This window comes from Vibrio sp. 2134-1, assembly GCF_033339495.1.
On the sequence record NZ_JAWOUS010000021.1, the window covers coordinates 16386 to 41219 of the forward strand.

Annotated in this window: 22 protein-coding genes and 1 pseudogene; 17 read left to right on the top strand and 6 right to left on the bottom strand. The window is 45.4% G+C overall.

Annotated elements, in window-relative coordinates; all coding sequences use genetic code 11:
- Positions 1-72 precede the first annotated feature (72 nt).
- The 10 genes and pseudogenes from fabZ (at position 73) to R7R78_RS19790 (ending at position 11100) form a co-directional block, all read left to right on the top strand.
- Positions 73-525: a 3-hydroxyacyl-ACP dehydratase FabZ gene (fabZ, locus tag R7R78_RS19745; RefSeq protein WP_005380349.1), complete on the top strand. Its 453-nt coding sequence runs from the start codon at positions 73-75 to the stop codon at positions 523-525.
- Position 526: 1 nt separating this feature from the next.
- Complete coding sequence (lpxA, locus tag R7R78_RS19750; RefSeq protein ID WP_005380357.1) at positions 527-1315, top strand: acyl-ACP--UDP-N-acetylglucosamine O-acyltransferase; 789 nt, start codon at positions 527-529, stop codon at positions 1313-1315.
- Positions 1316-1434: 119 nt separating this feature from the next.
- A complete protein-coding gene (gene lpxB, locus R7R78_RS19755; RefSeq protein WP_225474158.1) occupies positions 1435-2574 on the top strand; it encodes a lipid-A-disaccharide synthase in 1140 nt (379 codons plus the stop codon).
- Positions 2575-2583: 9 nt separating this feature from the next.
- The gene (rnhB, locus tag R7R78_RS19760) at positions 2584-3219 is read left to right on the top strand and encodes a ribonuclease HII (RefSeq protein WP_064368715.1); all 636 of its coding nucleotides are present in this window, start codon (positions 2584-2586) and stop codon (positions 3217-3219) included.
- 81 nt (positions 3220-3300) lie between these two features.
- The gene (gene dnaE, locus R7R78_RS19765) at positions 3301-6780 is read left to right on the top strand and encodes a DNA polymerase III subunit alpha (RefSeq protein WP_005385364.1); all 3480 of its coding nucleotides are present in this window, start codon (positions 3301-3303) and stop codon (positions 6778-6780) included.
- 46 nt (positions 6781-6826) lie between these two features.
- Positions 6827-7786: an acetyl-CoA carboxylase carboxyl transferase subunit alpha gene (accA, locus tag R7R78_RS19770; RefSeq protein WP_005380365.1), complete on the top strand. Its 960-nt coding sequence runs from the start codon at positions 6827-6829 to the stop codon at positions 7784-7786.
- A gap of 107 nt (positions 7787-7893) precedes the next feature.
- Positions 7894-9204 (top strand): tRNA lysidine(34) synthetase TilS, encoded by a 1311-nt coding sequence (gene tilS / locus R7R78_RS19775; protein WP_225474159.1) that lies wholly within the window; start codon positions 7894-7896, stop codon positions 9202-9204.
- Between the two features lie 70 nt (positions 9205-9274).
- A pseudogene (locus R7R78_RS19780) lies at positions 9275-9588 on the top strand (c-type cytochrome).
- A 187-nt stretch (positions 9589-9775) separates the two neighbouring features.
- Complete coding sequence (gene glnB / locus R7R78_RS19785) at positions 9776-10114, top strand: nitrogen regulatory protein P-II (protein ID WP_005380372.1); 339 nt, start codon at positions 9776-9778, stop codon at positions 10112-10114.
- Between the two features lie 140 nt (positions 10115-10254).
- Positions 10255-11100: an endonuclease/exonuclease/phosphatase family protein gene (locus R7R78_RS19790; protein ID WP_225474160.1), complete on the top strand. Its 846-nt coding sequence runs from the start codon at positions 10255-10257 to the stop codon at positions 11098-11100.
- 1 nt (position 11101) lies between these two features.
- On the opposite strand, the gene R7R78_RS19795 is transcribed toward R7R78_RS19790, so the two are convergent.
- The 3 genes from R7R78_RS19795 to gloB form a co-directional block, all read right to left on the bottom strand.
- Complete coding sequence (locus R7R78_RS19795) at positions 11102-11788, bottom strand: YIP1 family protein (protein WP_005380375.1); 687 nt, start codon at positions 11786-11788, stop codon at positions 11102-11104.
- Positions 11785-13368, bottom strand: coding sequence for a LysM peptidoglycan-binding domain-containing protein (locus R7R78_RS19800; RefSeq protein WP_017820746.1), 1584 nt, complete (start codon positions 13366-13368; stop codon positions 11785-11787). The genes R7R78_RS19795 and R7R78_RS19800 overlap by 4 nt, the downstream gene beginning before the upstream one ends.
- A gap of 254 nt (positions 13369-13622) precedes the next feature.
- Positions 13623-14381 carry a hydroxyacylglutathione hydrolase gene (gloB, locus tag R7R78_RS19805; RefSeq protein WP_225474161.1) on the bottom strand — a complete coding sequence of 253 codons (759 nt, stop codon included), beginning with the start codon at positions 14379-14381 and terminating at the stop codon, positions 13623-13625.
- A 37-nt stretch (positions 14382-14418) separates the two neighbouring features.
- Here gloB and R7R78_RS19810 point away from each other — a divergent pair, with 37 nt between their 5' ends.
- A complete protein-coding gene (locus tag R7R78_RS19810) occupies positions 14419-15165 on the top strand; it encodes a class I SAM-dependent methyltransferase (RefSeq protein WP_017636046.1) in 747 nt (248 codons plus the stop codon).
- On the opposite strand, the gene rnhA is transcribed toward R7R78_RS19810, so the two are convergent.
- Entirely contained in the window at positions 15162-15626 is a 465-nt protein-coding gene (gene rnhA, locus R7R78_RS19815; RefSeq protein WP_005380384.1) for a ribonuclease HI, read from the bottom strand. The genes R7R78_RS19810 and rnhA overlap by 4 nt on opposite strands.
- 59 nt (positions 15627-15685) lie before the next feature.
- Here rnhA and dnaQ point away from each other — a divergent pair, with 59 nt between their 5' ends.
- The 5 genes from dnaQ to R7R78_RS19840 all read left to right on the top strand — a co-directional run bounded on the left by dnaQ (position 15686) and on the right by R7R78_RS19840 (position 19367).
- Entirely contained in the window at positions 15686-16408 is a 723-nt protein-coding gene (gene dnaQ / locus R7R78_RS19820; protein WP_005380385.1) for a DNA polymerase III subunit epsilon, read from the top strand.
- A gap of 8 nt (positions 16409-16416) precedes the next feature.
- The gene (locus R7R78_RS19825; RefSeq protein WP_176311132.1) at positions 16417-17667 is read left to right on the top strand and encodes a TIGR03503 family protein; all 1251 of its coding nucleotides are present in this window, start codon (positions 16417-16419) and stop codon (positions 17665-17667) included.
- Positions 17668-17870: 203 nt separating this feature from the next.
- Positions 17871-18428: a nucleotidyltransferase domain-containing protein gene (locus tag R7R78_RS19830; RefSeq protein ID WP_053304069.1), complete on the top strand. Its 558-nt coding sequence runs from the start codon at positions 17871-17873 to the stop codon at positions 18426-18428.
- 51 nt (positions 18429-18479) lie between these two features.
- Complete coding sequence (locus tag R7R78_RS19835; RefSeq protein WP_017633769.1) at positions 18480-18872, top strand: DUF1353 domain-containing protein; 393 nt, start codon at positions 18480-18482, stop codon at positions 18870-18872.
- An 84-nt stretch (positions 18873-18956) separates the two neighbouring features.
- The gene (locus R7R78_RS19840; RefSeq protein WP_017633770.1) at positions 18957-19367 is read left to right on the top strand and encodes a GNAT family N-acetyltransferase; all 411 of its coding nucleotides are present in this window, start codon (positions 18957-18959) and stop codon (positions 19365-19367) included.
- A 73-nt stretch (positions 19368-19440) separates the two neighbouring features.
- Here the strand turns inward: R7R78_RS19840 and R7R78_RS19845 are convergent, their stop codons facing one another.
- Together R7R78_RS19845 and fadE are read right to left on the bottom strand one after the other, a co-directional pair.
- Positions 19441-21216 (bottom strand): SulP family inorganic anion transporter, encoded by a 1776-nt coding sequence (locus R7R78_RS19845; RefSeq protein ID WP_225474162.1) that lies wholly within the window; start codon positions 21214-21216, stop codon positions 19441-19443.
- Between the two features lie 202 nt (positions 21217-21418).
- Positions 21419-23863 (bottom strand): acyl-CoA dehydrogenase FadE, encoded by a 2445-nt coding sequence (gene fadE, locus R7R78_RS19850; RefSeq protein WP_005385392.1) that lies wholly within the window; start codon positions 23861-23863, stop codon positions 21419-21421.
- Between the two features lie 376 nt (positions 23864-24239).
- Between fadE and lpcA the strand changes: the two genes are divergently transcribed.
- Positions 24240-24815, top strand: coding sequence for a D-sedoheptulose 7-phosphate isomerase (gene lpcA / locus R7R78_RS19855; RefSeq protein ID WP_033905501.1), 576 nt, complete (start codon positions 24240-24242; stop codon positions 24813-24815).
- Positions 24816-24834: the final 19 nt, after the last annotated feature.

The window sequence follows — 24834 nt, forward strand, 5'->3', positions numbered from 1 at the left end:
AGCGATTCGGCTTTACGACCTGTTGCCACGTTTGCCATCTTGGCGGCAAAAAATTGATATAGGAAGACGACTTTGACTACTGAAAAGAAAACGATGAACATCTCTGAAATTCAAGAGCTACTACCTCATCGCTACCCATTCTTATTGATCGACCGAGTGATAGACTTCCAAGAAGAGAAGTACCTTCACGCGATTAAAAACGTGTCGGTTAACGAACCTCAGTTCACAGGTCACTTTCCTCAACTACCAGTATTCCCAGGTGTTTTGATTTTAGAAGCAATGGCTCAGGCAACAGGCTTACTTGCATTTAAATCATTTGGTGCACCAACAGAAAATGAACTGTACTACTTTGCAAGCGTAGACGGCGCGAAATTCCGTAAACCAGTGGTTCCGGGCGACCAATTGGTTATTGAGGTAGAATTTCTGAAAGAACGTCGCGGCATTGCTGCATTTAGCGGTGTAGCAAAAGTTGACGGCGAAGTGGTATGTTCTGCAGAACTGAAGTGTGCTCGTCGAGAGTTTTAATATGATTCATGAAACCGCTAAAATCCACCCGGCAGCGGTGGTAGAAGAGGGCGCCAAAATTGGTGCTAACGTAACAGTAGGTCCTTTTACGTACATCACCTCTACGGTTGAAATTGGTGAAGGCACAGAAGTGATGTCTCACGTTGTGATCAAAGGTCACACAACTATTGGCAAAGATAACCGTATTTTCCCACATGCTGTCATTGGTGAAGAAAACCAAGACAAAAAATACGGTGGTGAAGACACAACTGTGGTTATCGGTGATCGTAACGTCATTCGTGAAGCGGTCCAAGTTCACCGCGGCACAGTGCAAGACAAAGCAACCACGATCATTGGTGATGACAACTTATTGTGTGTGAATGCACACGTTGCGCATGATGTTGTTATTGGTAACCACACTCATATCGGTAATAACTCGATTCTTGGTGGTCACGTTACTGTTGATGATTATGCTGGTGTGATGGCGCTGTCTGCGATTCACCCGTTTTGTACAGTGGGCGCTTACGCGTACATTGGCGGCTGCTCAGCAGTGGTGCAAGATGTCCCAGCTTACGTACTCGCGCAAGGTAACCACGCAACACCTTTCGGCTTGAACCTTGTTGGCTTGAAGCGTAATGGCTTTGAGAAACCAGAGATTCGTGCGCTGCAAAAAGCGTATAAAGAAATCTACCGTTCAGGTAAGACGCTAGAAGAAGTGAAGCCTATTCTAGCTGAAATGGCTCAAGAGTGGCCAGCAGTGAAGCGTTTCTCAGATATTCTGGAAACGACGGAACGTGGCATTATTCGTTAATTGGCGAATGAACCAATAAATAAAAAGATCGTGACCGAATTTGAGGTTACGATCTTTTTGTGTTTTATGGATAAGGCAAACCGTTATCCATAGCGCACAGGAAAAATAGCGAAGTAGATATGGAAAGACCATTACGTATTGGCATCATTGCCGGAGAATTGTCTGGCGATACGCTAGGTGAAGGCTTTATCAAAGCAGTAAAGCAACAATATCCAGACGCAGAGTTCGTAGGCATTGGCGGTCCGAAAATGATAGCCCAAGGTTGCGAGTCTCTGTTTGATATGGAAGAGCTTGCGGTGATGGGATTAGTCGAGGTTTTAGGCCGCTTACCGAGACTTCTTAAAGTGAAAGCTGAGCTCGTTCAGTATTTTACTCAGAATCCGCCTGATGTTTTCATAGGGATCGATGCTCCTGACTTCAACTTACGCTTGGAGCTTGACCTCAAGCAAGCGGGCATTAAAACCGTTCATTACGTGAGTCCGTCTGTTTGGGCTTGGCGTCAGAAGCGCATCTTTAAAATAGAAGCGGCAACGAACTTGGTACTAGCATTTCTTCCGTTTGAGAAAGCGTTCTACGACAAATTTAATGTACCTTGCGAGTTCATTGGTCATACCTTGGCTGATGCCATCCCACTAGAATCAGAACAAGCGCCTGCACGTGAGTTGCTTGGTTTAGAACAAGATAAAAAGTGGCTTGCTGTCCTGCCAGGCAGTCGTGGTAGCGAGTTAAAAATGCTCTCAGAGCCATTTATTGAAACCTGCAAGTTACTCCATAAAAAATTTCCAGAACTGGGGTTTGTTGTCGCGCTTGTTAATCAAAAACGCCGTGCGCAGTTTGAACAAGCATGGAAAGAGCTAGCGCCAGAGTTGGACTTCAAGTTAGTTGATGACACCGCACGCAACGTCATCACCGCATCCGATGCCGTGATGTTGGCCTCCGGTACCGTAGCGTTGGAGTGTATGCTTCTCAAGCGTCCAATGGTGGTGGGTTATCGTGTGAATGCATTTACTGCTTTTTTAGCTAAACGTCTATTGAAAACGAAGTATGTGTCATTGCCGAATATCTTGGCGGATGATGAGCTCGTCAAAGAATATCTACAAGATGAGTGCACACCAGACAATTTGTTTACTGAGGTTTCTCGCTTATTGGAAAGCGACAATAAACCGATGTTAGATAAGTTTACGGAAATGCATCATTGGATTCGTAAAGATGCGGACCAACAAGCCGCAAACGCGGTTCTAAAACTGATTGAGAAATAGAGATTTATCATGGCTGTTAAACCAAAAGCGACCAAAACCAAAGTTGAACTCCCTCCGTTTGAATATCCGCAAGGTTATCAGCTTGTGGCCGGAGTCGACGAGGTCGGACGTGGCCCTTTGGTAGGAGACGTCGTCACCGCTGCGGTTATCCTTGATCCTAACAATCCTATTGAAGGGTTGAACGATTCGAAAAAATTGACCGAAAAGAAACGCATGGCGCTGCTTCCTGAAATCAAAGAAAAAGCATTGGCGTGGGCGGTCGGGCGTTGTTCTCCTGAAGAAATCGATCAACTGAATATTTTGCAGGCGACTATGGTTGCGATGCAGCGTGCAGTGGCGGGGTTACAGGTTCAACCTGATTTGGTGTTGATTGATGGTAACCGTTGTCCGGAGCTGCCAATGGATGCTCAAGCTGTAATAAAAGGCGATCTACGTGTTGCCGAAATCAGTGCGGCTTCAATTATTGCCAAAGTCGTGCGTGACCAAGAGATGGAAGAGTTGGATAAACTTCATCCACAATTTGGCTTCGCGAAGCACAAAGGTTACCCAACTAAAGCGCACTTTGAAGCGATTGAGCAACACGGAGTGATCAGTGAACACCGCAAGAGTTTCAAGCCAGTAAAAAAAGCGTTAGGCATAGAATAATCAAACGATCTAATTGGTGTTATAAACCCAACCTCTTTAGGTTAGAATCCCCAACAAAATAGAGTTACACGGTACCTGTTAATGTCAGATCCCAAATTCATCCACCTGCGTGTTCATAGTGACTTCTCGATGGTGGATGGCCTCAACAAAGTTCCGCCAATTGTAAAGAAAGTTGCTGAGCTCGGTATGCCCGCAATGGCGTTGACCGACTTTACCAACCTATGTGGTTTGGTGAAGTTTTACGGTACGGCGCATGGCAGTGGTGTTAAACCGATCATTGGTGCTGACTTTAAAATGCAGTCGGACGAGTTTGGTGAAGAGCTGACACAAGTGACTTTGCTTGCGGCGGATAATGTGGGTTATAAGAACCTGACGTTATTGATATCAAAAGCGTACTTACGTGGACATGTTCAACACCACCCAGTGATTGACAAAGCCTGGTTGGCTGAAATGTCTGAAGGCCTGATTGTATTATCCGGTGGTAAAAGCGGGGAAATTGGTCGCGGCCTTTTGAAAGGCAACCGTCAAATAGTGCAAGGGTGTGTTGATTTCTATAAACAGCATTTTCCAGATCGCTTTTATCTTGAGCTACTTCGTACCGGTCGTCCAGATGAAGAAACTTATCTTCACTTTGCGGTTGAATTGGCAGAGCAGCAAGACTTGCCAGTAGTGGCGACCAATGAAGTTGTATTCCTGAGTCCAGACCTATTTGATGCTCATGAAATACGCGTAGCGATTCACGATGGTTACACATTAGAAGATCCGCGCAGGCCAAAAAACTACAGTCCGCAGCAATATCTTCGTACAGAAGAAGAAATGTGCGAGCTGTTTGCTGATATTCCTGAAGCGTTAGAAAACAGTGTCGAGATAGCGAAGCGTTGTAACGTGACTGTGCGCTTAGGGGAGTACTTCCTACCAGCTTTCCCAACCGAAGGGATGAAAGAGACTGAGTTCCTAGTCATGAAATCCCGAGAGGGGTTGGAAGAGCGTTTAGAGTTCCTATTTCCAGATGAGGAAGAGAGAAAACGTCGCCGCCCTGAATATGATGAACGTCTTCAGATAGAGCTAGATGTTATCAACCAAATGGGATTTCCTGGTTACTTCTTGATCGTAATGGAGTTCATCCAGTGGTCAAAAGATAATGGAATTCCTGTCGGTCCTGGACGTGGTTCCGGTGCTGGTTCTTTGGTGGCTTACGCACTAAAAATCACCGATCTGGATCCACTAGAATACGACTTGCTGTTCGAACGTTTCTTGAACCCAGAACGTGTTTCGATGCCCGATTTCGACGTCGATTTCTGTATGGATAAACGTGACCAGGTTATTGACCACGTTGCGGAAATGTACGGTCGTGACGCGGTGTCTCAGATCATCACGTTTGGTACCATGGCGGCAAAAGCGGTAATCCGTGACGTTGGCCGCGTATTGGGCCACCCATTTGGTTTTGTTGATCGTATTTCAAAGCTGATCCCGCCCGATCCAGGTATGACGCTAGATAAAGCGTTTAAAGCTGAACCTGCACTACCTGAATTGTATGAGGCCGATGAGGAAGTTAAAGAACTCATCGACATGTGTCATATTTTGGAAGGCTGTACGCGAAACGCCGGTAAACACGCTGGTGGTGTTGTAATTTCACCTACAACAATTACCGATTTTGCGCCAATTTATGCAGACGCTGAAGGTCACTTCCCGGTTACTCAATTTGATAAAAACGATGTTGAGACCGCTGGCCTAGTTAAGTTTGACTTCTTGGGTTTACGTACCTTAACCATTATTGACTGGGCGTTAGGGCTGATTAATCCACGTCTAGAGCGAGAAGGTAAAGAACCGGTTCAAATTGAATCCATACCGTTAGAAGACCCTGCCTCCTTCCGTTTGTTGCAAAACTCTGAAACGACAGCAGTATTCCAGCTTGAATCTCGAGGCATGAAAGAGCTGATCAAGCGACTTCAGCCAGACTGTTTCGAAGACATTATCGCATTGGTAGCACTCTTCCGTCCGGGTCCTTTGCAATCGGGCATGGTAGATAACTTTATCGACCGTAAACATGGTCGAGAAGCGATCTCTTATCCAGATGAAAAGTGGCAACACGAGTCGCTAAAAGAGACGCTTGATCCAACCTACGGCATCATCCTGTACCAAGAGCAGGTAATGCAGATTGCGCAGATCTTAGCAGGTTACACGCTAGGTGGTGCGGACATGCTTCGTCGTGCAATGGGTAAGAAAAAGCCAGAAGAGATGGCAAAACAACGTGCTATCTTTGAAGAAGGTGCGATAAAGAACGGTATCGATGGCGAGTTGGCGATGAAAATCTTCGACTTGGTAGAAAAGTTCGCCGGTTATGGTTTTAACAAATCGCACTCTGCTGCTTATGCATTGGTTTCTTATCAAACTCTTTGGCTGAAAACACATTATCCTGCCGAATTTATGGCTGCGGTAATGACAGCCGATATGGATAACACGGAAAAAGTCGTTGGCTTGGTCGATGAGTGTTTCCGTATGAAGCTTACCGTGCTGCCACCAGACATCAACTCTGGCCTATATCGCTTTAATGTTGATGAAAATGGCGCAATTGTTTACGGTATTGGTGCGATAAAAGGGGTTGGTGAGGGCCCTATCGATGCGATTCTTGAGGCGAGAAATAAAGGTGGTCACTTTAAAGACCTGTTTGATTTCTGTGCACGAGTTGATCTAAAACGCGTCAATAAACGAGTGATAGAGAAGCTGATTTACGCGGGCGCGTTGGATCGACTAGGCCCACACCGCGCGGCGATGATGGCGTCACTCAATGATGCGGTAAAAGCAGCAAGTCAACATCACCAAGCTGAAGCGTTTGGTCAAACGGATATGTTTGGTGTGCTAACGGATGCACCTGAAGAAGTAGAGCATAAGTATACGCAGGTTCCGCCTTGGCCAGAAAAAGTGTGGTTAGAGGGCGAGCGTGATACCCTAGGTCTATATTTGACAGGGCACCCAATTAACGCCTACGTAAAGGAACTAAACAAATACACCAGTTGTCGACTAAAAGACGCAACGCCCACTCGCCGCGATCAATCTGTCACGGTAGCCGGCCTGGTTATTGCCGCTCGTGTAATGACGACCAAGCGTGGTACACGAATTGGTATTATGACACTGGATGACCGAAGTGGTCGCATGGAAGTGATGTTGTTCTCAGATGCGCTGGATCGATACGCTGAACTTCTCGAAAAAGACAGAATTTTGGTCGTTTCTGGACAGGTCAGCTTTGATGACTTCAACGGTGGCCTTAAAATGTCGGCGCGTGAAGTTATGGATCTCGGCAGTGCGCGCGAGAAATACGCTCGTGGTTTGTCGGTATCGATAGATGCAAATCAGATCAACGATCAGTTTTTTGAGCAGTTCAGCCGTATTTTAGAACCGCACAAAGCCGGAACCGTACCCGTCAATGTATACTACCAGCGTGCCGACGCCAGAGCGCGGTTAACATTGGGCACCGAGTGGCGAGTTACGCCAAGTGATACATTACTCGACGATTTAAAACAGTTGCTTGGCAAAAGCCAGGTAGAACTCGAATTTAACTAAAAATTCAGCGCAATATGTTAGACGCTGAGTAAACAAGGATTCATAGATGAGCCTAAACTTTCTTGAATTTGAAAAGCCAATTGCAGAACTAGAAGCGAAAATTGAAGCACTACGTGATGTCTCTCGTCACGGTGGTGATTCTGCGATTGACCTGGATAAAGAAATCGAACAGCTTGAGAAGAAAAGCTTAGAGCTGAAGAAAAAAACCTTCAGTGACCTAGGTGCATGGGAAACAGCTCAACTGGCTCGTCACCCACTACGTCCTTACACGCTGGATTACATCCAACACGCTTTTGAGGAGTTTGATGAATTAGCGGGTGACCGCGCGTTTGCAGACGACAAAGCGATTGTGGGTGGCATGGCTCGCCTTGAAGGCCGCCCTGTGATGATCATTGGTCACCAAAAAGGTCGTGAGACCAAAGAAAAGGTGAAACGTAACTTTGGTATGCCGAAACCAGAAGGCTACCGTAAGGCTCTACGCTTGATGGAAATGGCAGAGCGTTTCAACATGCCGATCATCACATTTATTGACACGGCTGGCGCGTATCCAGGTGTGGGCGCAGAAGAGCGTGGTCAATCTGAAGCTATCGCGAAAAACCTAAAAGTGATGTCTGGTCTTAAAGTGCCAGTAATCTGTAACGTTGTTGGTGAAGGCGGTTCTGGTGGTGCACTAGCAATCGGTGTAGGCGACTACGTGAACATGCTTCAGTACTCTACGTACTCAGTAATTTCTCCTGAGGGTTGTGCTTCAATCTTATGGCGTGATTCAGACAAAGCGCCACAAGCGGCAGAGGCAATGGGTCTAACTGCTCCGCGTCTTAAAGAGCTTGAACTGATCGACGAAATCATTGAAGAGCCACTAGGCGGCGCTCATCGCGATCATGTTCAAATGGCAGCGAATATGAAAGCGACACTACTTCGTCAGCTAGAAGATCTAGAACAATTGGATGAAGAGACGCTACGTGAGCGTCGTTACCAGCGTCTAATGAGCTACGGTTACTGTTAATTTCGGTGATTGCTATTAAGCGTTAGCTGATATCTCAAGTGATAACAGTTAAAATAGAAAGGGTTGGATGAGAGTCCAGCCCTTTTTTTGTACCTATCGGATCGCTTATGGAATCGCTTTACCCGCATTTTGCTCAAGTTCTCGGCCGCTACTATCAATTAGGCACTAAGGTTGTCTTGGCGTTTAGCGGAGGAGTGGATTCACGTCTTTTACTCGAATTACTCAGTCGCTACCAACAAGCGCACTCTGTAGAGTGTCACGCTGTGTATGTGCACCATGGTTTAAGCTCGAATGCCGATAATTGGGCCGATAAATGCTTACTTTGGGCACAACAAGTGGGGATATCGTGCTCGATCGAGCGAGTGAGCTTAGACATCAGCAATGGTGAAAGTATTGAACTTCTTGCTCGTGAAGCTCGCTACCAAGCCTTAACTAAGTACATTCAAGAAGGTGATATACTGTTGACTGGTCAACATGCCGACGATCAAATAGAGACTTTTCTCCTTGCGCTTAAGCGCGGCAGCGGGCCTAAAGGGTTATCTTCGATGGCGGAGAGTATGCCGTTTTCTTGCGGATCTCTAGTTCGACCATTGCTTACTATCAAGCGGAAGACCATCGAAGAAGCCGCTACTAAATTAGGCTTGGAGTGGGTGGAAGACGAAAGCAATCAAGATACCCGTTATGATCGTAACTTTCTTCGTCATTGTGTTATTCCTGAATTGTCTGGTCGCTGGCCGAGTATCCATCAAGCGGTTCAGCGCAGTGCAAGTTTATGTGCTCAACAAGAAGCGCTATTGGATGAACTATTGAGCGCGGTGTTTGAACGCGCTTTACAAACGGATCTAAGTTTGAGTATTGAAGAACTGGCTAAGCACAGTGGATTAGCGCGTGCGCGCTTGATTCGTATGTGGCTGGCTAAGCTTAATACTAGTATGCCGACTCAGGTACAACTCAATCTTATCTGGAATGAAGTCGCATTAGCTCAGCAAGATGCCAACCCCAAACTACAACTTAAACAAGGTGAAGTGCGCCGTTTTCGAAATCGTCTCTATTGGGTAACGGAAATCGCTGAAGTCACTGAGTGGCAAAGTACGATTCAAGTCGATACCGTTTTATCGCTTCCAGAGCGGCTAGGGGAGCTGACCTTAACGACGAGTTCTAGCAACGCAACGATTGCGCTTCCGAGTCAGCCAGAATTGCTTCGCGTGACCTTTAATCCGGAAGGCTTATCAGCGCATCCAACCACGCGTAATCACAGTCGAAAACTGAAGAAGTTGTTCCAAGAATACAATGTGCCAAGCTGGCTGCGTCGTCAAATTCCGATTTTGATGTATCAAGACCGAGTCGTTGCTGTGGCAGATCTGTTCGTTGATCAGGCGTTTAATGGTCAAGATTGTGAACTTATTTGGCGCAGGTAATGAAAATTCATGCCACAATGTCGATTATAAAATATAAAAATCCTTAAATAATAATTGATTAGGTGAAGCAATGAAGAAAACAATCATGGGTGCAATGGTGGCGTTAACCATGTTCAGTGGGCAAGCTCTAGCTGCGGGAGATGCTGCAGCAGGTCAAGCAAAGTCGGGAGTATGCGCGGCGTGTCATGGCGCTGATGGTATTGCTGTCATTCGGGTTACCCAAATCTGAAAGGGCAAAATGAGCAATATATTATCAGTTCAATTAAAGCTTATAAAAATAAAGAGCGAACAGGTGGGCTTGCTGCTGTGATGCAAGCTCAAGCTTCATTGTTGTCTGATGAAGATATCGCTAACCTAGCGGCTTACTACGCAAGTTTGAAGTAAACGTGAGTCTGAAAAAGCTTGGACGATTGGGCATTGAGCAGTCCTCACTGGGGTTTTATCAACTCACGATATTCGCTATGTTAATTTGCTCAATCTGGATTTTCGCTGGTGGATCAGAGACAAACATTGAATGTTGCGAAACGCTAAACGATAATAAGCGCAATCGATTGAAGCTTAAGGGATGAACATGAAAAAAATTGAAGCGATTATCAAGCCATTTAAACTGGATGATGTTCGAGAAGCGCTAGCTGAAGTTGGCATTACAGGGATGACCGTCTCTGAAGTGAAAGGCTTTGGTCGCCAAAAAGGTCACACCGAGCTTTACCGTGGTGCAGAGTACATGGTGGACTTTCTACCTAAAGTGAAGCTCGAAATCGTTGTAACGGAAGATGTGGCTGATAAATGTGTAGAGACAATCATTGAAACCGCGCAAACTGGTAAGATTGGTGATGGTAAAATATTCGTCACTGATATTGAGCGTGTGGTTCGTATTCGTACTGGTGAAGAAGACGAAGACGCGATCTAAGGTTTCTTGTCACCTGTTTCGTATTTATTATGCTAAAAGGGAGCCAAGTGGCTCCTTTTTTGTTGTTTGCTTATTAGTGAAATCATTTAACCCGAGATTTGTTGTTCTAGATTTCGGGTGCCTACATTCAGGTTTGTCGTATGTTTAAGCGTTTTTTTCTGGCGTTAGCTTTTCTCGTAATGGCGGTATTGGTTGGCTTCCAGGTTATTTTCACCGTACCAGATCAGCCGCAAATTATTACTCAAACAGGTACCGAGCTGACACAAGATATCAGGTGCATCGAATTTAGCGATTCAAAAGCTCTCGATCATGACGGCAAAATCAATGTGCTTGTCTGGAATATCTACAAACAGAACCGGGCTAATTGGCAACGTGCACTCGATGAGTTTTCTGCTGATAAGCAGTTACTGTTATTGCAAGAAGCCAGCATGACACCATCATTTAAACAGTGGTTGGTGGATGGTCGCTGGGTTAGTAATCAAGTGAGTGCTTTTAAGGCGCTGGGTAGCGGTGCCGGTGTAATTAGTATTGCTCAAGGGCAACCAGAAAAAGCCTGCGCTTACACCTCTAAAGAGCCGTGGCTTCGCTTACCTAAGTCTGCATTATATAGCCAGTATCACTTGAGTAATGGCGAGAAACTCGCAGTGGTGAATGTACATGCGATTAACTTCACCGTAGGTACAAAAGAGTATGTATCGCAGTTAACGGCGCTTGAAATGCTTTTAAAGCATCATGTGGGGCCAATTCTATTTGCTGGAGACTTCAATAGCTGGAGTGAATTTCGCGTTAATGCGATGAGGCAGGCCTTAAAGGCTGCGGACTTACAAGAGGTGACGTTCTTGCCGGATCATCGAGTCCAATTTATAACAGGGTTACCACTGGACCATGTGTTTTACCGAGGTCTGACGCTTAAGTACGCAAAAGCGCCGCAGAGCGACGCTTCCGATCATAACCCATTGTTATTGTCATTTACGTTAAATAACTAGCTTAGGTTACCACAATATAAAGTGCCCAAATAACGTAGAAGAATACCCATGGCAGGCTTGCTATCACCAAAGCTTGGCCACGTTCAAACTCCGTCCACGTCAGTACAACGCCGTAGCCGAGCACAATGTACCAAGGCAGAAGCAAAGGTAACGAGCTAGCGAAATGAGACCATTCGTTAGTAAGAGGCAGCTTTAATAGACCATTGAGGCTATTTAAATCGGCAGCGTAAGTCATTACCTGACCATGCTTGAGTAGCAAGCTCGCGTAGCTTGCTACATCGCCCAATACTGCTGGGAATAAGATAGCACACGATGCGGCAAACCATTTCCAGTAACCGTATTGTTGTTTGCTTGCCTTTGTTGCAAGAAAGAACCAAAGCGCGAGCAATAGTAAGGTGGCAAAGCGGTTGAATACATCATTGATGATCGCGCTTGCCATTAGCGTGTTTGGTTCTAATAGCTCAATCTGCTTCGGGTCGATTTGCTGAAATTGCGCAGCAAGTTGGTCACTGAGCCACGTGAAATCGACATTCGAAAAGTAAGCACCCCAGAATAAAAACGGACTAAGCATCAGGAAGATGAACGGTTGCCATCCCCATCCACCGCGTTGATAAAGCGCAAGAAAACAAGATGTTGGAGAACGAAAAATGTCCAACAGCATCACAAGTGGATTGCTTGATGGGTTCATACACTTACCTTCGTTACGTCAACGTACAACTTAAGCTTTTGACCTGGTTGTAAGTATTTTTTCTTGTGTAGCGAGTTCCATTTCACGATGTCGTTCGTTTTTACTTTGAACTTGCTTGCAATGCCGCTAATGGTGTCGCCAGAGCGAACGTTGTAGAAAACGGTACGGATCACAGAACCTTTGTCTGAGTCCTTCCAAATCACTAGCTTTTGACCCACACGCAATGGATCTTTAGGGCCCATACCATTCCATTTAGCTAACGATTTATACGACACTTTATTGTTACGTGCGATTGACCACAAACTTTCTCCAGACTGAACGACATGGGTGAGCTTGAGTTGACCACGAGCACGAGATTGAGTCTTGTTTAATCGGTTTTGTGCCGTTAATGCATATTTTGCATCGTCTTTTGTTGATGTCGGAATCAATAGGTATTGACCAATACGAATGTTGTTATTCGATAGGCCGTTGGCACGTCGAATGACTTTCGTGGTTGTGCCGTATTTATTAGCTAGCACGCTTAAAGAGTCACCAGATTTCACCTTGTAGCGAGCGACCTTCATCCCTTTACCGCGATTTTTCTCCACCTTGGTGAGAAAAGTCTCTTTTTTCTCTACGGGAATCAAAAGTTGGTGCGGCCCCTCAGGTGCTGTCGACCACTGGTTGTATGCAGGGTTGTAACTCTGCAACTCTTTTACGCTAATGCCGGCATAATCTGCGGCAATAGCCAGATCTAACTGCTCTTCTGGATCAACAAGCGTTAGAACAGGCTTGTTTGGAATTGCAGGAATATTAAGTCCGTACTTGTCTTGGTTTGCGATAACGTCAGCCAAGGCCAACAGCTTAGGAACGTAACTACTGGTCTCTTTTGGTAAGTCTAATGAGAAGAAATCGATAGGTTTACCGAGCTTTTTATTCTTACGAATTGCGCTAGAAACACGGCCACCACCGCTGTTATAAGCGGCGATTGCATGTTCCCAGTTACCATCAAAACGCTCGTTTAGTTGTACTAGGTAGTCCAGCGCTGCATCCGTTGCTGCTGCCACATCTCTGCGACCGTCATACCAGTAGTTTTGCTCTAATCCCATCATTTTTCCGGTGCCTGGGACAAATTGCCACAACCCAGCTGCACTACCGTGTGAGTAGGCAAAGGCATCGAATGAACTTTCCACTACAGGAAGTAAAGCAAGCTCCATTGGGAGTCCGCGCTCTTCGATACGTTTTGTGATCATGTATAGAAAAGGGGTAGCACGCTTAGATACCGTGTAAAGGTGATTTGGGTGCTTTAAATACCACGTACGGTAGTAGTCCACTTTCTTGTGGTTTGGGATATCCATGTCCAGCTGCATGGCGATACGTTGCCACACATCTTCTTGTTCTTGGGGGGAGAGAACTTTAGGCGCGTCGTTAGCGGATTTTTTTGCTAGTGACGATTTATTGCCCGGTTGAGCTTTTACTGCATTTTGCTTTGCAGTCTGCTCAGATTTATTGGTTTCTGGTGTAGAAGACGTTGAATCTGACTGAGTCAATTGACAGCCAGATAATAACAACGCCAACGCCCAAGTATACTTCAAACGCATGGATTCAGCCTATTTAGGGCCTGTTTATCTTCACCTGCCTGTCGCGCAACGTAATGTGCGTGGCAGTCGCAAGATAATAGACATCTTTTAAACACTAACTAATTTATAGAGGCAAAGAGCTTCTAATTATGCAATGGGGAGAAATTCAAATAGATTTATATCAACCCCAAACGTAAGAGAAGCGCCAGTGGCGCTTCTCGAAAAATCAGTCCCTGATAATACTGGGGTCTTGCAAACTTACAAGCAGAAAATGGTTAAAATTCGTTCTTCCACTCGCGTAAAGCAGTAAAAACCGAGCATGGATCGCTATTTTTAATGCGACTAGCAACAGATTGAACCACGTCAGGGTTCGAGGTTCGCAAGAACGGATTAATCCACTTTTCTTTGCGTATTGTTGTTGGAAGTGTCGGAATGTTGAGTGCTCGCAGTCGGTTTACATCGTCGCGATATTGGCGAAGTTGCTCATTGTCAGGTTCAACCGCTAGAGCAAACGCCACGTTACTCGCGGTGTATTCATGCGCGCAGAAGACTTGAGTTTCTTCTGGTAGAGACGTTAGTTTGCTCAGTGATTCAAACATTTGCTCAGGCGTACCTTCAAAAACACGACCGCAGCCAGCAGAAAAGAGCACATCACCGCAAAACAGTTTTCCGTCCCCAACGTAACCGATATGGCCCAAAGTATGACCGGGTAACCCAAGTACTAAGAAAATCTCACCAAACAACTCTAGCTTGTCGCCTTCTTCCGTTGGTGTCGTTAGGGTTGGAATTGGTTCTGATTTTGGGCCCACAACGGCGACGTTAGGAAATGCACGCACTAAGTCTGGAACGCCACCAATGTGATCGTTGTGGTGGTGCGTAATTAAAATCGCTTCTAAAGTTAATTCGTTAGCCTGCAGAAATTCTAATACTGGCTTCGCATCGCCCGGATCAACGACTGCGCAGCGCTTATCGCTATTTTGTATCAGCCAGATGTAATTATCATTAAATGCGGGTATGCTTTTGATCTCTAACACGATTCGTTCTCCGTCACCCATTTTAGTCAGGTGGTTAATGAAACCAGCACTCAGCAACAAAACTATACCACACCCGTCGACTTGGTCAGCAATGAACAACGGTCCGTGGGTGCTTGAGTCAATCCAGACCCGACTTGATGAATGGTGCCCGAAACTCTTCGGCTACCATATGCTCAAACTGGGCGGGTTGAGCTGTGAGCTAACCAGCTGTAATTGTAACATTCAACACCAAGTCAACGTAGATATCCAGAACCCGTTGCATAATGTGATTGCGGATGGTTACGAATTACCCTTTTTGGAAAAAAGCTTTGATGTTGTGATACTCGCTCATCAGCTCGACTATGCAAGCGATCCACACCGTTTGTTGCGTGAAGTCGATAGAGTGATGATGGATGATGGCTATGTAATTATTACTGGATTCAACCCATTAAGCTTGACTGGATTAGCGAGTTTGCTTCCATGGCGTAAACATAATTTGCCTTGGAGTGGACGAATGTTTACGTCGAACCGCATCAAAGATTGGTTAGGGTTACTTAATTATCAAGTGATTCATTGTGATCGTTATGCGCTGTTTCCGATGAAACGTTACCGTACGATGTGGACATGGTTGGAAAATAGTCTTGGTGATTGGGCATCACCCGCTGGGAGTTTGTATTACATAGTCGCGCGGAAACGGACATACCCTCTCAAGCCTATCAAACCGCATTGGCGCTTGAAGAAAAAGCTCACACCACTTGGGGTGATGAATCGAGAGGGTAACACTATGAGGAAAGAATCTCGCTAAGAGGGTTGGTAACCTGTATCTTCCTCAGTTGGGTTTTCTGCAGCAGTCCGGGCTAGCTCATCACACATTTCGTTCTCACGATGGCCCGCGTGGCCTTTTACCCAATGCCATTCAACTTGATGGCGTGCGGTTTCTTTGTCTAGAGCTTGCCATAAATCGGCATTCTTCACGGGTTTTTTATCCGCTGTTTTCCAACCACGCTTCTTCCAGTTATGGATCCACTGAGTAATACCTTGGCGCACATATTGGCTGTCAGTCGTTAAAGTGACTTTGCAAGGTTGTTTTAGCGTCTGCAGCGCGACGACAGCCGCCAACATTTCCATGCGGTTGTTGGTAGTTAACGTATAGCCTTTGGAAAGTGTCTTTTCTACGTCTTTGTAACGCAATACTATGCCGTAACCACCTGGTCCTGGGTTACCTAAACAAGAACCGTCAGTGAAAATCTCAACGTGTTTGGTCATATTTTTTGGTACTATTAGCCGAAACATTTAATAAAGCATAGTCTGACATACATAACCTTATGAATACCAGCAGCAATTCTGAATATAACCGCATTGTCGTTCTCGATACCGAAACCACAGGTATGAACCGCGAGGGTGGTCCTCACTACATGGGACACCGCATTATTGAAATCGGTGCCGTGGAGATCATCAACCGTAAGCTGACTGGTCGTCACTTCCACGTTTATTTAAAACCCGATCGTGAAATCCAACCAGAAGCGGTTGAAGTTCACGGTATTACGGATGAATTCTTGGTTGATAAACCGGAATACGCGAGCGTGCACCAAGAGTTTCTTGAGTTTATTAAAGGCGCAGAACTTGTTGCCCACAACGCGCCCTTCGATACCGGCTTTATGGATTACGAGTTTGGCATGCTCGATCCTAACATCGGCAAAACGGACGACTACTGCAAGGTGACCGACACCCTTGCAATGGCGAAGAAAATCTTCCCTGGTAAGCGAAACAACCTTGATATCTTATGTGAACGTTACGGTATTGATAACTCGCACCGTACACTCCACGGAGCTTTGCTCGATGCGGAGATTCTAGCCGACGTTTACCTCTTTATGACGGGTGGTCAAACGAGTCTAGAATTTAACGCGAATAAACAAGAGGGTGGAGTAGAAACCATTCGTCGTATTGAAGGAAGAAAAGCGCTAAAGGTTTTGCGCGCAAGTGCCGATGAACTAGAAGCTCACCAAAAAAGATTAGAGTTGGTGAACGACTGTATTTGGCATCAATAGGAGAAGCTATGTTGAGGGCTTTGTTGGTCGCGTTTTTAGCGATATGGAGTAGTCTCTCGAGTGCTGCGAGTGAATCTACAATGTCTTTGTTAGACAATCGCTTTCGAGTTGATCCAACCATCGAGCAGATCACGTTTTTGGTTTATCGTGAGCAAAGTTCTCAGCCAGTTGTTTTAGTCCGTCCTGACGGTAAAAAATACTATGCTTGGGGCTCTTACGACAATGTACGTTGGTATCAAGAAGCCTCACTCGATATTATTTCCGTTGATAACCCTATGCCAGGTCCATGGCAGGCTGTGGGGAAAGTTACGCCTAAAAATAACATCCGCTTAATTTCTCACCTAAAGCTCAGTACGGATCTGTTCCCAAACCGATTATATAATGGGGAAGCGCTTAAGTTTACAGCTCGCCTGACCTCCGACGGCAAACCTCTTGTACTGCGCGACTTCCTTGATCGCGTGAATCTGCGCGTGACATTTACCAAGTTTGTCGAAAATGAAGATGAGCTGATCAAAGAAGCACGTCCAGTGCCGATGGTTGTGGGTGAGTTTTCTGATGACGGCCGAGGCTTGGATGAAAAAGCAGGGGATGGTGTGTTTACGGTTCAGCTCCCAATAGACGTTGAGCCTGGTAAGTACCGCGCGCGCATCACGTCTGGCAATGGCGTATTCTTACGAGCGCAAGAACAAGTCATCTTGGTTTATCCGAACCCAATCTCTCGTACTTTTATTCAGGCTCGTAATTCCGATAAGCCACACCAATTAGTGGTGAGTGGCGAGCAAGGTATGATTGCACCAGGCTCTATAGCAGTCACAGTGAAAAAGGACGCTCCCGATGGTTTCATTAGTTACAGCCAAGGACAGGTCTCTAAAGATGGAATGAGAGTTACGTTGAACCTCAATAACGATTCTGAACTTGGTAAGTACGCCTGGCGCGGCGAGATCTTTGCCACTGATTTTGCAACCCAGCGCTCGTTGGCGTTTCCTATCCCAGAGCAAACCTTCAGTGTTGTTGATGAAGTTGATCTAGAAGCTGCTCGAATTGCAAAAGAAGCTGAATTAGCCGAGCAGCGTCGTATTGAAATGGAAAAGCAAATTATCGCTGAGCGGGAGGCTGAGCGTAAGCGCAGCATGATTATTATCGCGGTGGGTAATGTGATAATGCTGCTGATTGTGATCATTGCATGGATAGTCTGGCGCAAAATTAAAGCGAAGCGCGATGCCATGCCAGAGATGCAGTTAGAAGTGCCAAAGAAATAGTAGTAACACATAAAGCGAGAAACGGAGCCAATCGGCTCCGTTTTTTTCAGTTTAAGTTTGAGACAGAATTTGATATTTCTCATGGTCATTAATCATTTTATTTTAAAGTAACACCATGATTTAACGTTGATTAATCATAATAAAGCTCGCATGATACTGTTTACGTTTCGACTTTATTTTAGTGCGTATCGACGGAGTGAATTATGACAATTGGAGAGTTAGGACTAGAACATTTACCACGACAAAAGGCCTTGGTTGAGTCAGCTTATGATGCCTTTTGTTCTGAAAAAGACGTTGTTGCCGCGGTATTGCTTGGTTCATTGTCATCAGGACAAGGTGACCGTATTTCGGACGCTGATGTTGTTGTATTTACTCAAAACAACTTCCATAAAGCCTCAGAGCCTTGCTTTACCCAGTTTGAAGCTAATAAAGACATTTTTTATCGCCTTGAGGGAGAGCACAACGAAAATGCGTGTTTCAAAAAATACATTTTTAATGACCTAACCAGTGCAGAGATTCATTGTTTAGATCTCTGTGAGCCCTTCAAACTTTCTAAGCCATTTAAGACTTTATTTGATAAAGCTGATGTGATTGGGGGCATGGTTACTGATGAACCTGCGCCAAAGCATGAAGATTTCCCAGTTTATACCAGTGGTGATCAAGGACTGATCTGGGAACTCTTTGATTGTATTAAGTGGTTGAGCAGAGATAACCATGAGCTTGCTAAGTCCTATTTGAAAAAACTCTCTGAGAAACTCTAATTTGAGAGTCATCTCCGTTCCTCCCACTGAAGTTAGCTAGGCGGTTAGGTTATGAAATACAAAAAGCGTCAGAAGTATAAATACACTCTCCATTCTGAAGAAAAGATTGAGACTCACATTTCAGTGAGTAACGCGTATGACAGCCCTTTTCTTAGTTTGTCCAAACAAGGCGTGTTAACGATTAAAAAGGGCTATGCATGGGATGGAGCGAGTGGGCCAGCGTTAGACACAAAAAACATTATGAAAGCTTCTTTAGTGCATGATGCTCTTTACCAACTCATGAGGGAAGAGGTGTTGCCACAAAGTGCTCGAAAGCATGCGGATACGTTGTTGAGAGAAACATGTTTAGAAAAAGGAATGTCTAGCTTCAGAGCAACTTATATCTATTATGGCGTCAGAGTTGTCGGTGGCTTCTTTTCTAGACCTGATACTTTGTGTGCTTAATGGGAACATCTTTCCAACGTCTAACTGTTTATTTATACAGTTTAGTTATGTAAGCTCCAAGGTGATACAAAGGAGTAGTACATAATGACAATAAGATATGAAGAGCATGTGCCAAGCCCGAAAGAATACTGTGATATGCGTGTCAAAGCCGGGCTATCACCCAAATCGTTGAAAGCTGCTGAAATTGGTCTACCCAATTCGTTATATGGCGTATCTGTTCGGGATGAAGGAAAGCTCATTGCAATGGGTCGGGTTGTTGGTGACGGGGCGTGTAACTTCGAAATTGTCGACGTTGCCGTTGATTCTGATTATCAAGGTAACGGTTTAGGTAGAAAAGTCATGGAATACATCGACGGTTATCTTTCTTCTGTTGCACTTGAAGGCTCTTACGTTTCTATGATTGCTGATGAACCGGTCTTTTACGAAAAGCTTGGTTATAGGCTGGTGGCTCCTAAAAGCCAAGGGATGACAAAAAAGTTTAAGCCAAAGGCATAACACGTATTCAGCTGTGAAGATAAGCACTAGAAAACAGGAGTTTAATTTCCTGTTTTCTATATTAAATTTCTATTTAAGCCACTTCTGGAATTGGTTTGGGTGGCTGCTCTAAATCAGGCTCTTTTTGAACAGTAGGAATTTGTCCCTCACCCACAGCACTGATGTAACAGCCACTAAGTTTAATGGCAAGGTACATATCAGCTCGCAGTAAGATGCCTCCTTCACTGGTGCTGATACCAGTAAGCTCACACCATTGACGAAGACATCGTTTCCTTCCTGCTAGGATTAAGCGTACGCCTCTCTTTTTCAAAGTATTGTGAATATCTGCCAGTGTTGCCATCACACTGAGATCCAAGTGAGTAAAGCTCGACACGGCGTCGATGACAACGCAACTTGCGTCTTTGTGATGCTCTGCCTGCTCTAACACTCTACGTTTAAAGTAAGGAGCATTGAAGTAAGTTAGCGGTGAGTTAAAGCGGTAAATCACCATTCCAGGAATAGGCGAAGCTTTTCCTGAGTCGTCGATTGTCCGAATGGTACCTTTTTCATCCAAGCCAAGTAGCTGATCACTCGGTCGCATGACAATCCGTAAAAATTGAAACAGCCCTAACAGTACCGCCAAAGTGATCCCCGGTATTACACCCACGATCAACACAGAAATAAAAGTAATGATGGCCAGATAAAATGCATCTTTGTCACGAGATTTTAATTTCCAAATTGCTTTAAGATCGAGCAGCGATAGGGACGCAATGATCAATACAACACCAAGTGAAGCGATAGGGATGAACTGTAAAGGCTCGTAAATAAATACCGCAATAATGGCAATGGTGATTGCGGCGACAATCGAAACTAATTGAGATTTACCGCCATTTGCATCATTGACGGCTGTGCGTGAGTCAGCGCCGCTTATTGCGAAACCTTGTGAAAACGCTGAGGCAATGTTGGCAAAACCCAACGCCTGAAACTCTTTATTTGCATCAATATCATAACCGTTTTTAGCCGCGAAACTGCGGGCGGTGAGCATCATGCTAACAAAACTGACAATCGCAAGGTTGAGCGCCGGGACTACTAGTTCACGAACTTCACCTAGCTCAAATTCCGGTGTTTGAAACTGAGGGAAGCCACCTTGAGTGAGTCCGACAACCGATACGCCCATCTCTTGTAAATGGAAAAACCAAACTGACGCAGTAGTTACGAGGATCGCCAGCATGGCAGCAGGCCAAGTTGGTCGGTAGCGTTTGGTGAGCAAATAAACGACAACTGTCACGATACTCAGAGTTACAGTAGGCCAATGAAGATCGGTTAATCGTTGTGGAGCTTCCCATAAACGTTCCAGTAAATAACGTTGCTCGTATTTCAAACCGACTACTTTCGCAAACTGACCAACGATAATTGTGAGAGCAACACCGTTGAGTAGACCCAAAAGAATCGGGCGAGAAAGGAAATCTGCAAATACTCCTAGCTTGAAACGACTTGCCAGTACACACCAAATCCCCGTCATCGCTGTCATGGTCATAACCAACTGCCAATGTTTTGTGGGGTCACCTGCGGCAAGTGGTGTCACAACAGCAGCGATCACTGCACAGGTTGCTGCATCGGGTCCGACAATGAGTTGTCGAGATGTGCCCATCATGGCGTAAACCAACATTGGCAGTACGCACGAATACAGACCGACAATTGCGGATACACCAGTTAACTGTGCATAAGCTATGGCAACTGGCAGTGCAACCGCGACAACAGAAAAGGCGGCTCTAAAGTCGTTAACAAACCATTCTTTTTGATAATGCTTAAGCTGAACAAGCCCTGGGAACCACTGTGCGAGTAATATTTTAGCCAACGGATTTACCATATATGTGAGTGAGTTACTTAAAGTATACACCGCTTAGTTGGAACGTCTGTGAGTTAGTTATCACTGGAAATCGGGGAAAAGATTGGAGTGCGAGGATTTTATTGCGCAGGGGGGCTTTGTAGTGTGAGGTGTTATGAATCCGATTCTGGAAGCAATAAAAAACGGGAGCTGATACTCCCGTTTGTGGTCTCAGATTCTAGAGTTACGCGACACTATCCATCTGAGGGTATAGCGGCTTTGCGGCAAGCAGTTCCGGCTCAAAATCGTCAACGTTGATTGTATCTAGACGATGCTGTTCCGCTTCTCTGAGTAGATCGGCTTCTTCTTGCGTGATAAAGCCTTGCTCTAGCCCTTCCTGAGCAATCATATCCAAACGTAAGAATGGGCGACGCTTACCCTGCGCTTTACATACTTTGTCAAACACAGGCTCGGCTTGAAGAATGACTGATAGTGCAAGCTCAATCTTACCTGCTGCGTTGTGCTCGGTTGGTTCAAGGTATTGACCGCGACCAATGCGTGAGCGCGTTGCACTTGGCGTTTGTAGAATGCGTGCCACTTTACTGTCTAGTTTATCGCTTGGTGCTTTGCGTACGCGACCAAATGGCATGATTAATACGCGTAGCGCACGGCCAATTACTTTGTTCGGGAAGTTTGCTAAGAATTCATCTACTGCCACTTCAGCTTGTTTCAAACTGTCTTGTAGACCCCAGTGTACTAATGGTAAATCTTCGACTGGGCGGCCATCTTGCTCAAAGCGTTTCAACGTCGCAGAGCTCAAATATAGCTGGCTTAGAATGTCACCAAGACGCGCTGATAGACGCTCTTTACGCTTCAAAGAGCCACCTAGCACTGCCATTGAGATATCCGATAGCAGAGCAAGGTTTGCACTGTAACGGTTCAATTGTTGGTAGTAACGCTTGGTTGCATCTTTGGTTGGTGATGAAGAGCCCAGACCGTCGCTCAAACCAAACCAGATACTGCGCACTAGGTTACTCATTGTAAAGCTCACGTGACCAGCAAGCGCTTTATCAAATTTCTCGACAGCATTACTTGCTTCAGAATACGCCGCGTTCATTTCTTCAAGAACGTACGGATGGCAACGGATTGCGCCTTGGCCAAAGATGATCATTGAGCGTGTTAGAATGTTAGCACCCTCAACCGTTACCGCGATTGGCGCACCTTGGTAACCACGAGCTAGGAAGTTAGAAGGTCCCATACAGATACCTTTACCGCCTACGATGTCCATTGCATCGATGATGCTTTGCTGGCCGCGGTGCGTACAGTGATACTTCACGATAGCTGAGATTACTGAAGGCTTTTCACCTAAGTCGATACCCGCAACGGTTAAGTTGCTTGCTGCATCCATCACGTAAGCATTACCACCCAAGCGTGCTAATGGTTCTTCAACTCCTTCCATATGACCGATCGGCTGTTTGAACTGACGGCGAATACGTGAGTAAGCACCGGTTGCCATTGCCGCAGTTTTGATGCCACCTGTTGAGTTTGAAGGTAGTGTGATACCACGTCCAACCGACAGACACTCAACCAGCATACGCCAACCTTGGCCCGCCATTTTTTCGCCACCGATAATGAAATCGATAGGAACAAAGATGTCTTTACCGCGCGTTGGACCATTTTGGAATGGCACATTGAGTGGGAAGTGTCGGTTACCAATCTCAACACCTTTGACATCAGTTGGAATAAGCGCACAAGTGATGCCAAGATCTTCTTTGTCACCAAGTAAACCTTCAGGGTCGCGAAGTTTAAATGCTAAGCCTAGTACGGTTGCGACTGGCGCTAGGGTGATGTAGCGCTTGTTCCAAGTCAGGCGCATACCCAGTACTTCTTTTCCTTCCCATTCGCCTTTGCAGACCACACCGTAATCTGGAATAGAGCCTGCGTCAGAACCCGCTTCTGGGCTCGTTAAGGCGAAACAAGGGATTTCCTTACCTTCAGCTAAACGCGGTAAGTAATGATTTTTTTGATCTTCAGTACCGTAGTGTTGCAGTAGTTCACCAGGGCCTAAAGAGTTAGGAACACCAACGGTAGACGATAGAACGCCAGAAACACCCGTTAATTTTTGTAGCACCAAAGATTGCGCGTATGCTGAGAATTCCAGACCACCGTACTTTTTCTTAATGATCATGGCGAAGAACTTATGATCTTTCAGGTATTGCCAAACTTCTGGCGGTAAGTCCGCGAGTTCATGGGTCACTTGGAAATCACTCACCATGGCGCACACTTCATTCACGGGGCCGTCTAAAAAGGCTTGTTCTTCCGCACTTAACTTAGGTGCTTGAATCGCGTGTAGCTTTTGCCACTCTGGTTTGCCTTTAAATAGTTCGGCTTCCCACCAGACGGTACCTGCGTCTAACGCTTCTTTTTCGGTTTGAGACATAGCTGGCAGCACTTTCTTGAAAAGCACTAACGCTTTACGGCTAATTAAAGACTGACGTACGCCAGGAACCGCGAGCACAGCTGCGGCGAGAACGTAAATAGCCCAACCAATAACGCCGACAGTACCTGCTACTGTAAGAGCCAGCATGGCCGCGGTGAGTAAGCTAATAGATTTCACGAGAGACATGCGGTGGTAGAGCGTAATGCCTAGCACGATCGCCATCGTGATGATTGAGAGCAAGATGTCCATATATATTTTCCTTTTCAGACTTTATAAGTTTTGTACGTCTGTATGTTAGGTAAGAGGTCTAACCAGTTGATTTAAGTGTAATCAAAATATTAAGGAAATGTAAAACATAAGATTGGATAAAAAGTGATCTAAGTAGAGTTAAAATTCTAAAGTTGAGATTTGAGTGATGGTTTCATGAGCAAGTTGACAAGTTTATTACCATCACTAATCTAAATCTGTTGGTTCACTATCGACACTAATTCTCGTTTGTGGGTAAACTCAGAGTAATCAAACCCGAGTTCAGGTTTATGAAATGTCCGATACCAAATTGGTATCAGAACAATTTGCTCAGTGAGTCTAGAGCTGACTGAAGCCGAAATAATAAAGAGAACGTCTTATGTACCATGATCTGATTAGAAGTGAATTAAACGAAGCTGCTGAAGTGCTCAACAAATTTTTAAGCGATGACCATAACATTGCGCAAATCGAAGCAGCGGCGAAAATGATTGCTGACTCATTCAAGCAAGATGGTAAAGTATTGTCATGTGGTAACGGTGGTTCTCACTGTGATTCAATGCACTTTGCCGAAGAGCTAACAGGCCGTTACCGAGAAAATCGTCCTGGCTATGCTGGTATTGCTATTTCAGATCCAAGCCACCTTTCTTGTGTGAGTAATGACTTTGGTTATGACTTCGTGTTTTCACGTTATGTAGAAGCGGTTGGTCGAAAAGGTGACGTACTGTTTGGTCTGTCGACGTCAGGTAACTCAGGTAACATCCTGAAAGCGATTGAGGCAGCGCAAGCTAAAGGCATGAAGACGATTGCGCTAACAGGCAAAGATGGCGGCAAAATGGCAGGCCTTGCAGATATTGAAATCCGCGTGCCACACTTTGGTTATGCAGACCGCATTCAGGAAGTTCATATTAAGATTATTCATATCATCATCCAGTTGATTGAAAAAGAGATGGAATAACCGTTTTACGGCCACCGTT

Bases quoted from the DNA above. Each gene is read 5' to 3' on its own strand.
- lpxA (WP_005380357.1), top strand. From the start codon at position 527: ATGATTCATGAAACCGCTAAAATCCACCCGGCAGCGGTGGTAGAAGAG.
- lpxB (WP_225474158.1), top strand. From the start codon at position 1,435: ATGGAAAGACCATTACGTATTGGCATCATTGCCGGAGAATTGTCTGGC.
- rnhB (WP_064368715.1), top strand. From the start codon at position 2,584: ATGGCTGTTAAACCAAAAGCGACCAAAACCAAAGTTGAACTCCCTCCG.
- dnaE (WP_005385364.1), top strand. From the start codon at position 3,301: ATGTCAGATCCCAAATTCATCCACCTGCGTGTTCATAGTGACTTCTCG.
- accA (WP_005380365.1), top strand. From the start codon at position 6,827: ATGAGCCTAAACTTTCTTGAATTTGAAAAGCCAATTGCAGAACTAGAA.
- tilS (WP_225474159.1), top strand. From the start codon at position 7,894: ATGGAATCGCTTTACCCGCATTTTGCTCAAGTTCTCGGCCGCTACTAT.
- glnB (WP_005380372.1), top strand. From the start codon at position 9,776: ATGAAAAAAATTGAAGCGATTATCAAGCCATTTAAACTGGATGATGTT.
- R7R78_RS19790 (WP_225474160.1), top strand. From the start codon at position 10,255: ATGTTTAAGCGTTTTTTTCTGGCGTTAGCTTTTCTCGTAATGGCGGTA.
- R7R78_RS19795 (WP_005380375.1), bottom strand. From the start codon at position 11,788: ATGAACCCATCAAGCAATCCACTTGTGATGCTGTTGGACATTTTTCGT.
- R7R78_RS19800 (WP_017820746.1), bottom strand. From the start codon at position 13,368: ATGCGTTTGAAGTATACTTGGGCGTTGGCGTTGTTATTATCTGGCTGT.
- R7R78_RS19810 (WP_017636046.1), top strand. From the start codon at position 14,419: ATGAAACCAGCACTCAGCAACAAAACTATACCACACCCGTCGACTTGG.
- rnhA (WP_005380384.1), bottom strand. From the start codon at position 15,626: ATGACCAAACACGTTGAGATTTTCACTGACGGTTCTTGTTTAGGTAAC.
- dnaQ (WP_005380385.1), top strand. From the start codon at position 15,686: ATGAATACCAGCAGCAATTCTGAATATAACCGCATTGTCGTTCTCGAT.
- R7R78_RS19825 (WP_176311132.1), top strand. From the start codon at position 16,417: ATGTTGAGGGCTTTGTTGGTCGCGTTTTTAGCGATATGGAGTAGTCTC.
- R7R78_RS19830 (WP_053304069.1), top strand. From the start codon at position 17,871: ATGACAATTGGAGAGTTAGGACTAGAACATTTACCACGACAAAAGGCC.
- R7R78_RS19835 (WP_017633769.1), top strand. From the start codon at position 18,480: ATGAAATACAAAAAGCGTCAGAAGTATAAATACACTCTCCATTCTGAA.
- R7R78_RS19840 (WP_017633770.1), top strand. From the start codon at position 18,957: ATGACAATAAGATATGAAGAGCATGTGCCAAGCCCGAAAGAATACTGT.
- R7R78_RS19845 (WP_225474162.1), bottom strand. From the start codon at position 21,216: ATGGTAAATCCGTTGGCTAAAATATTACTCGCACAGTGGTTCCCAGGG.
- fadE (WP_005385392.1), bottom strand. From the start codon at position 23,863: ATGGACATCTTGCTCTCAATCATCACGATGGCGATCGTGCTAGGCATT.
- lpcA (WP_033905501.1), top strand. From the start codon at position 24,240: ATGTACCATGATCTGATTAGAAGTGAATTAAACGAAGCTGCTGAAGTG.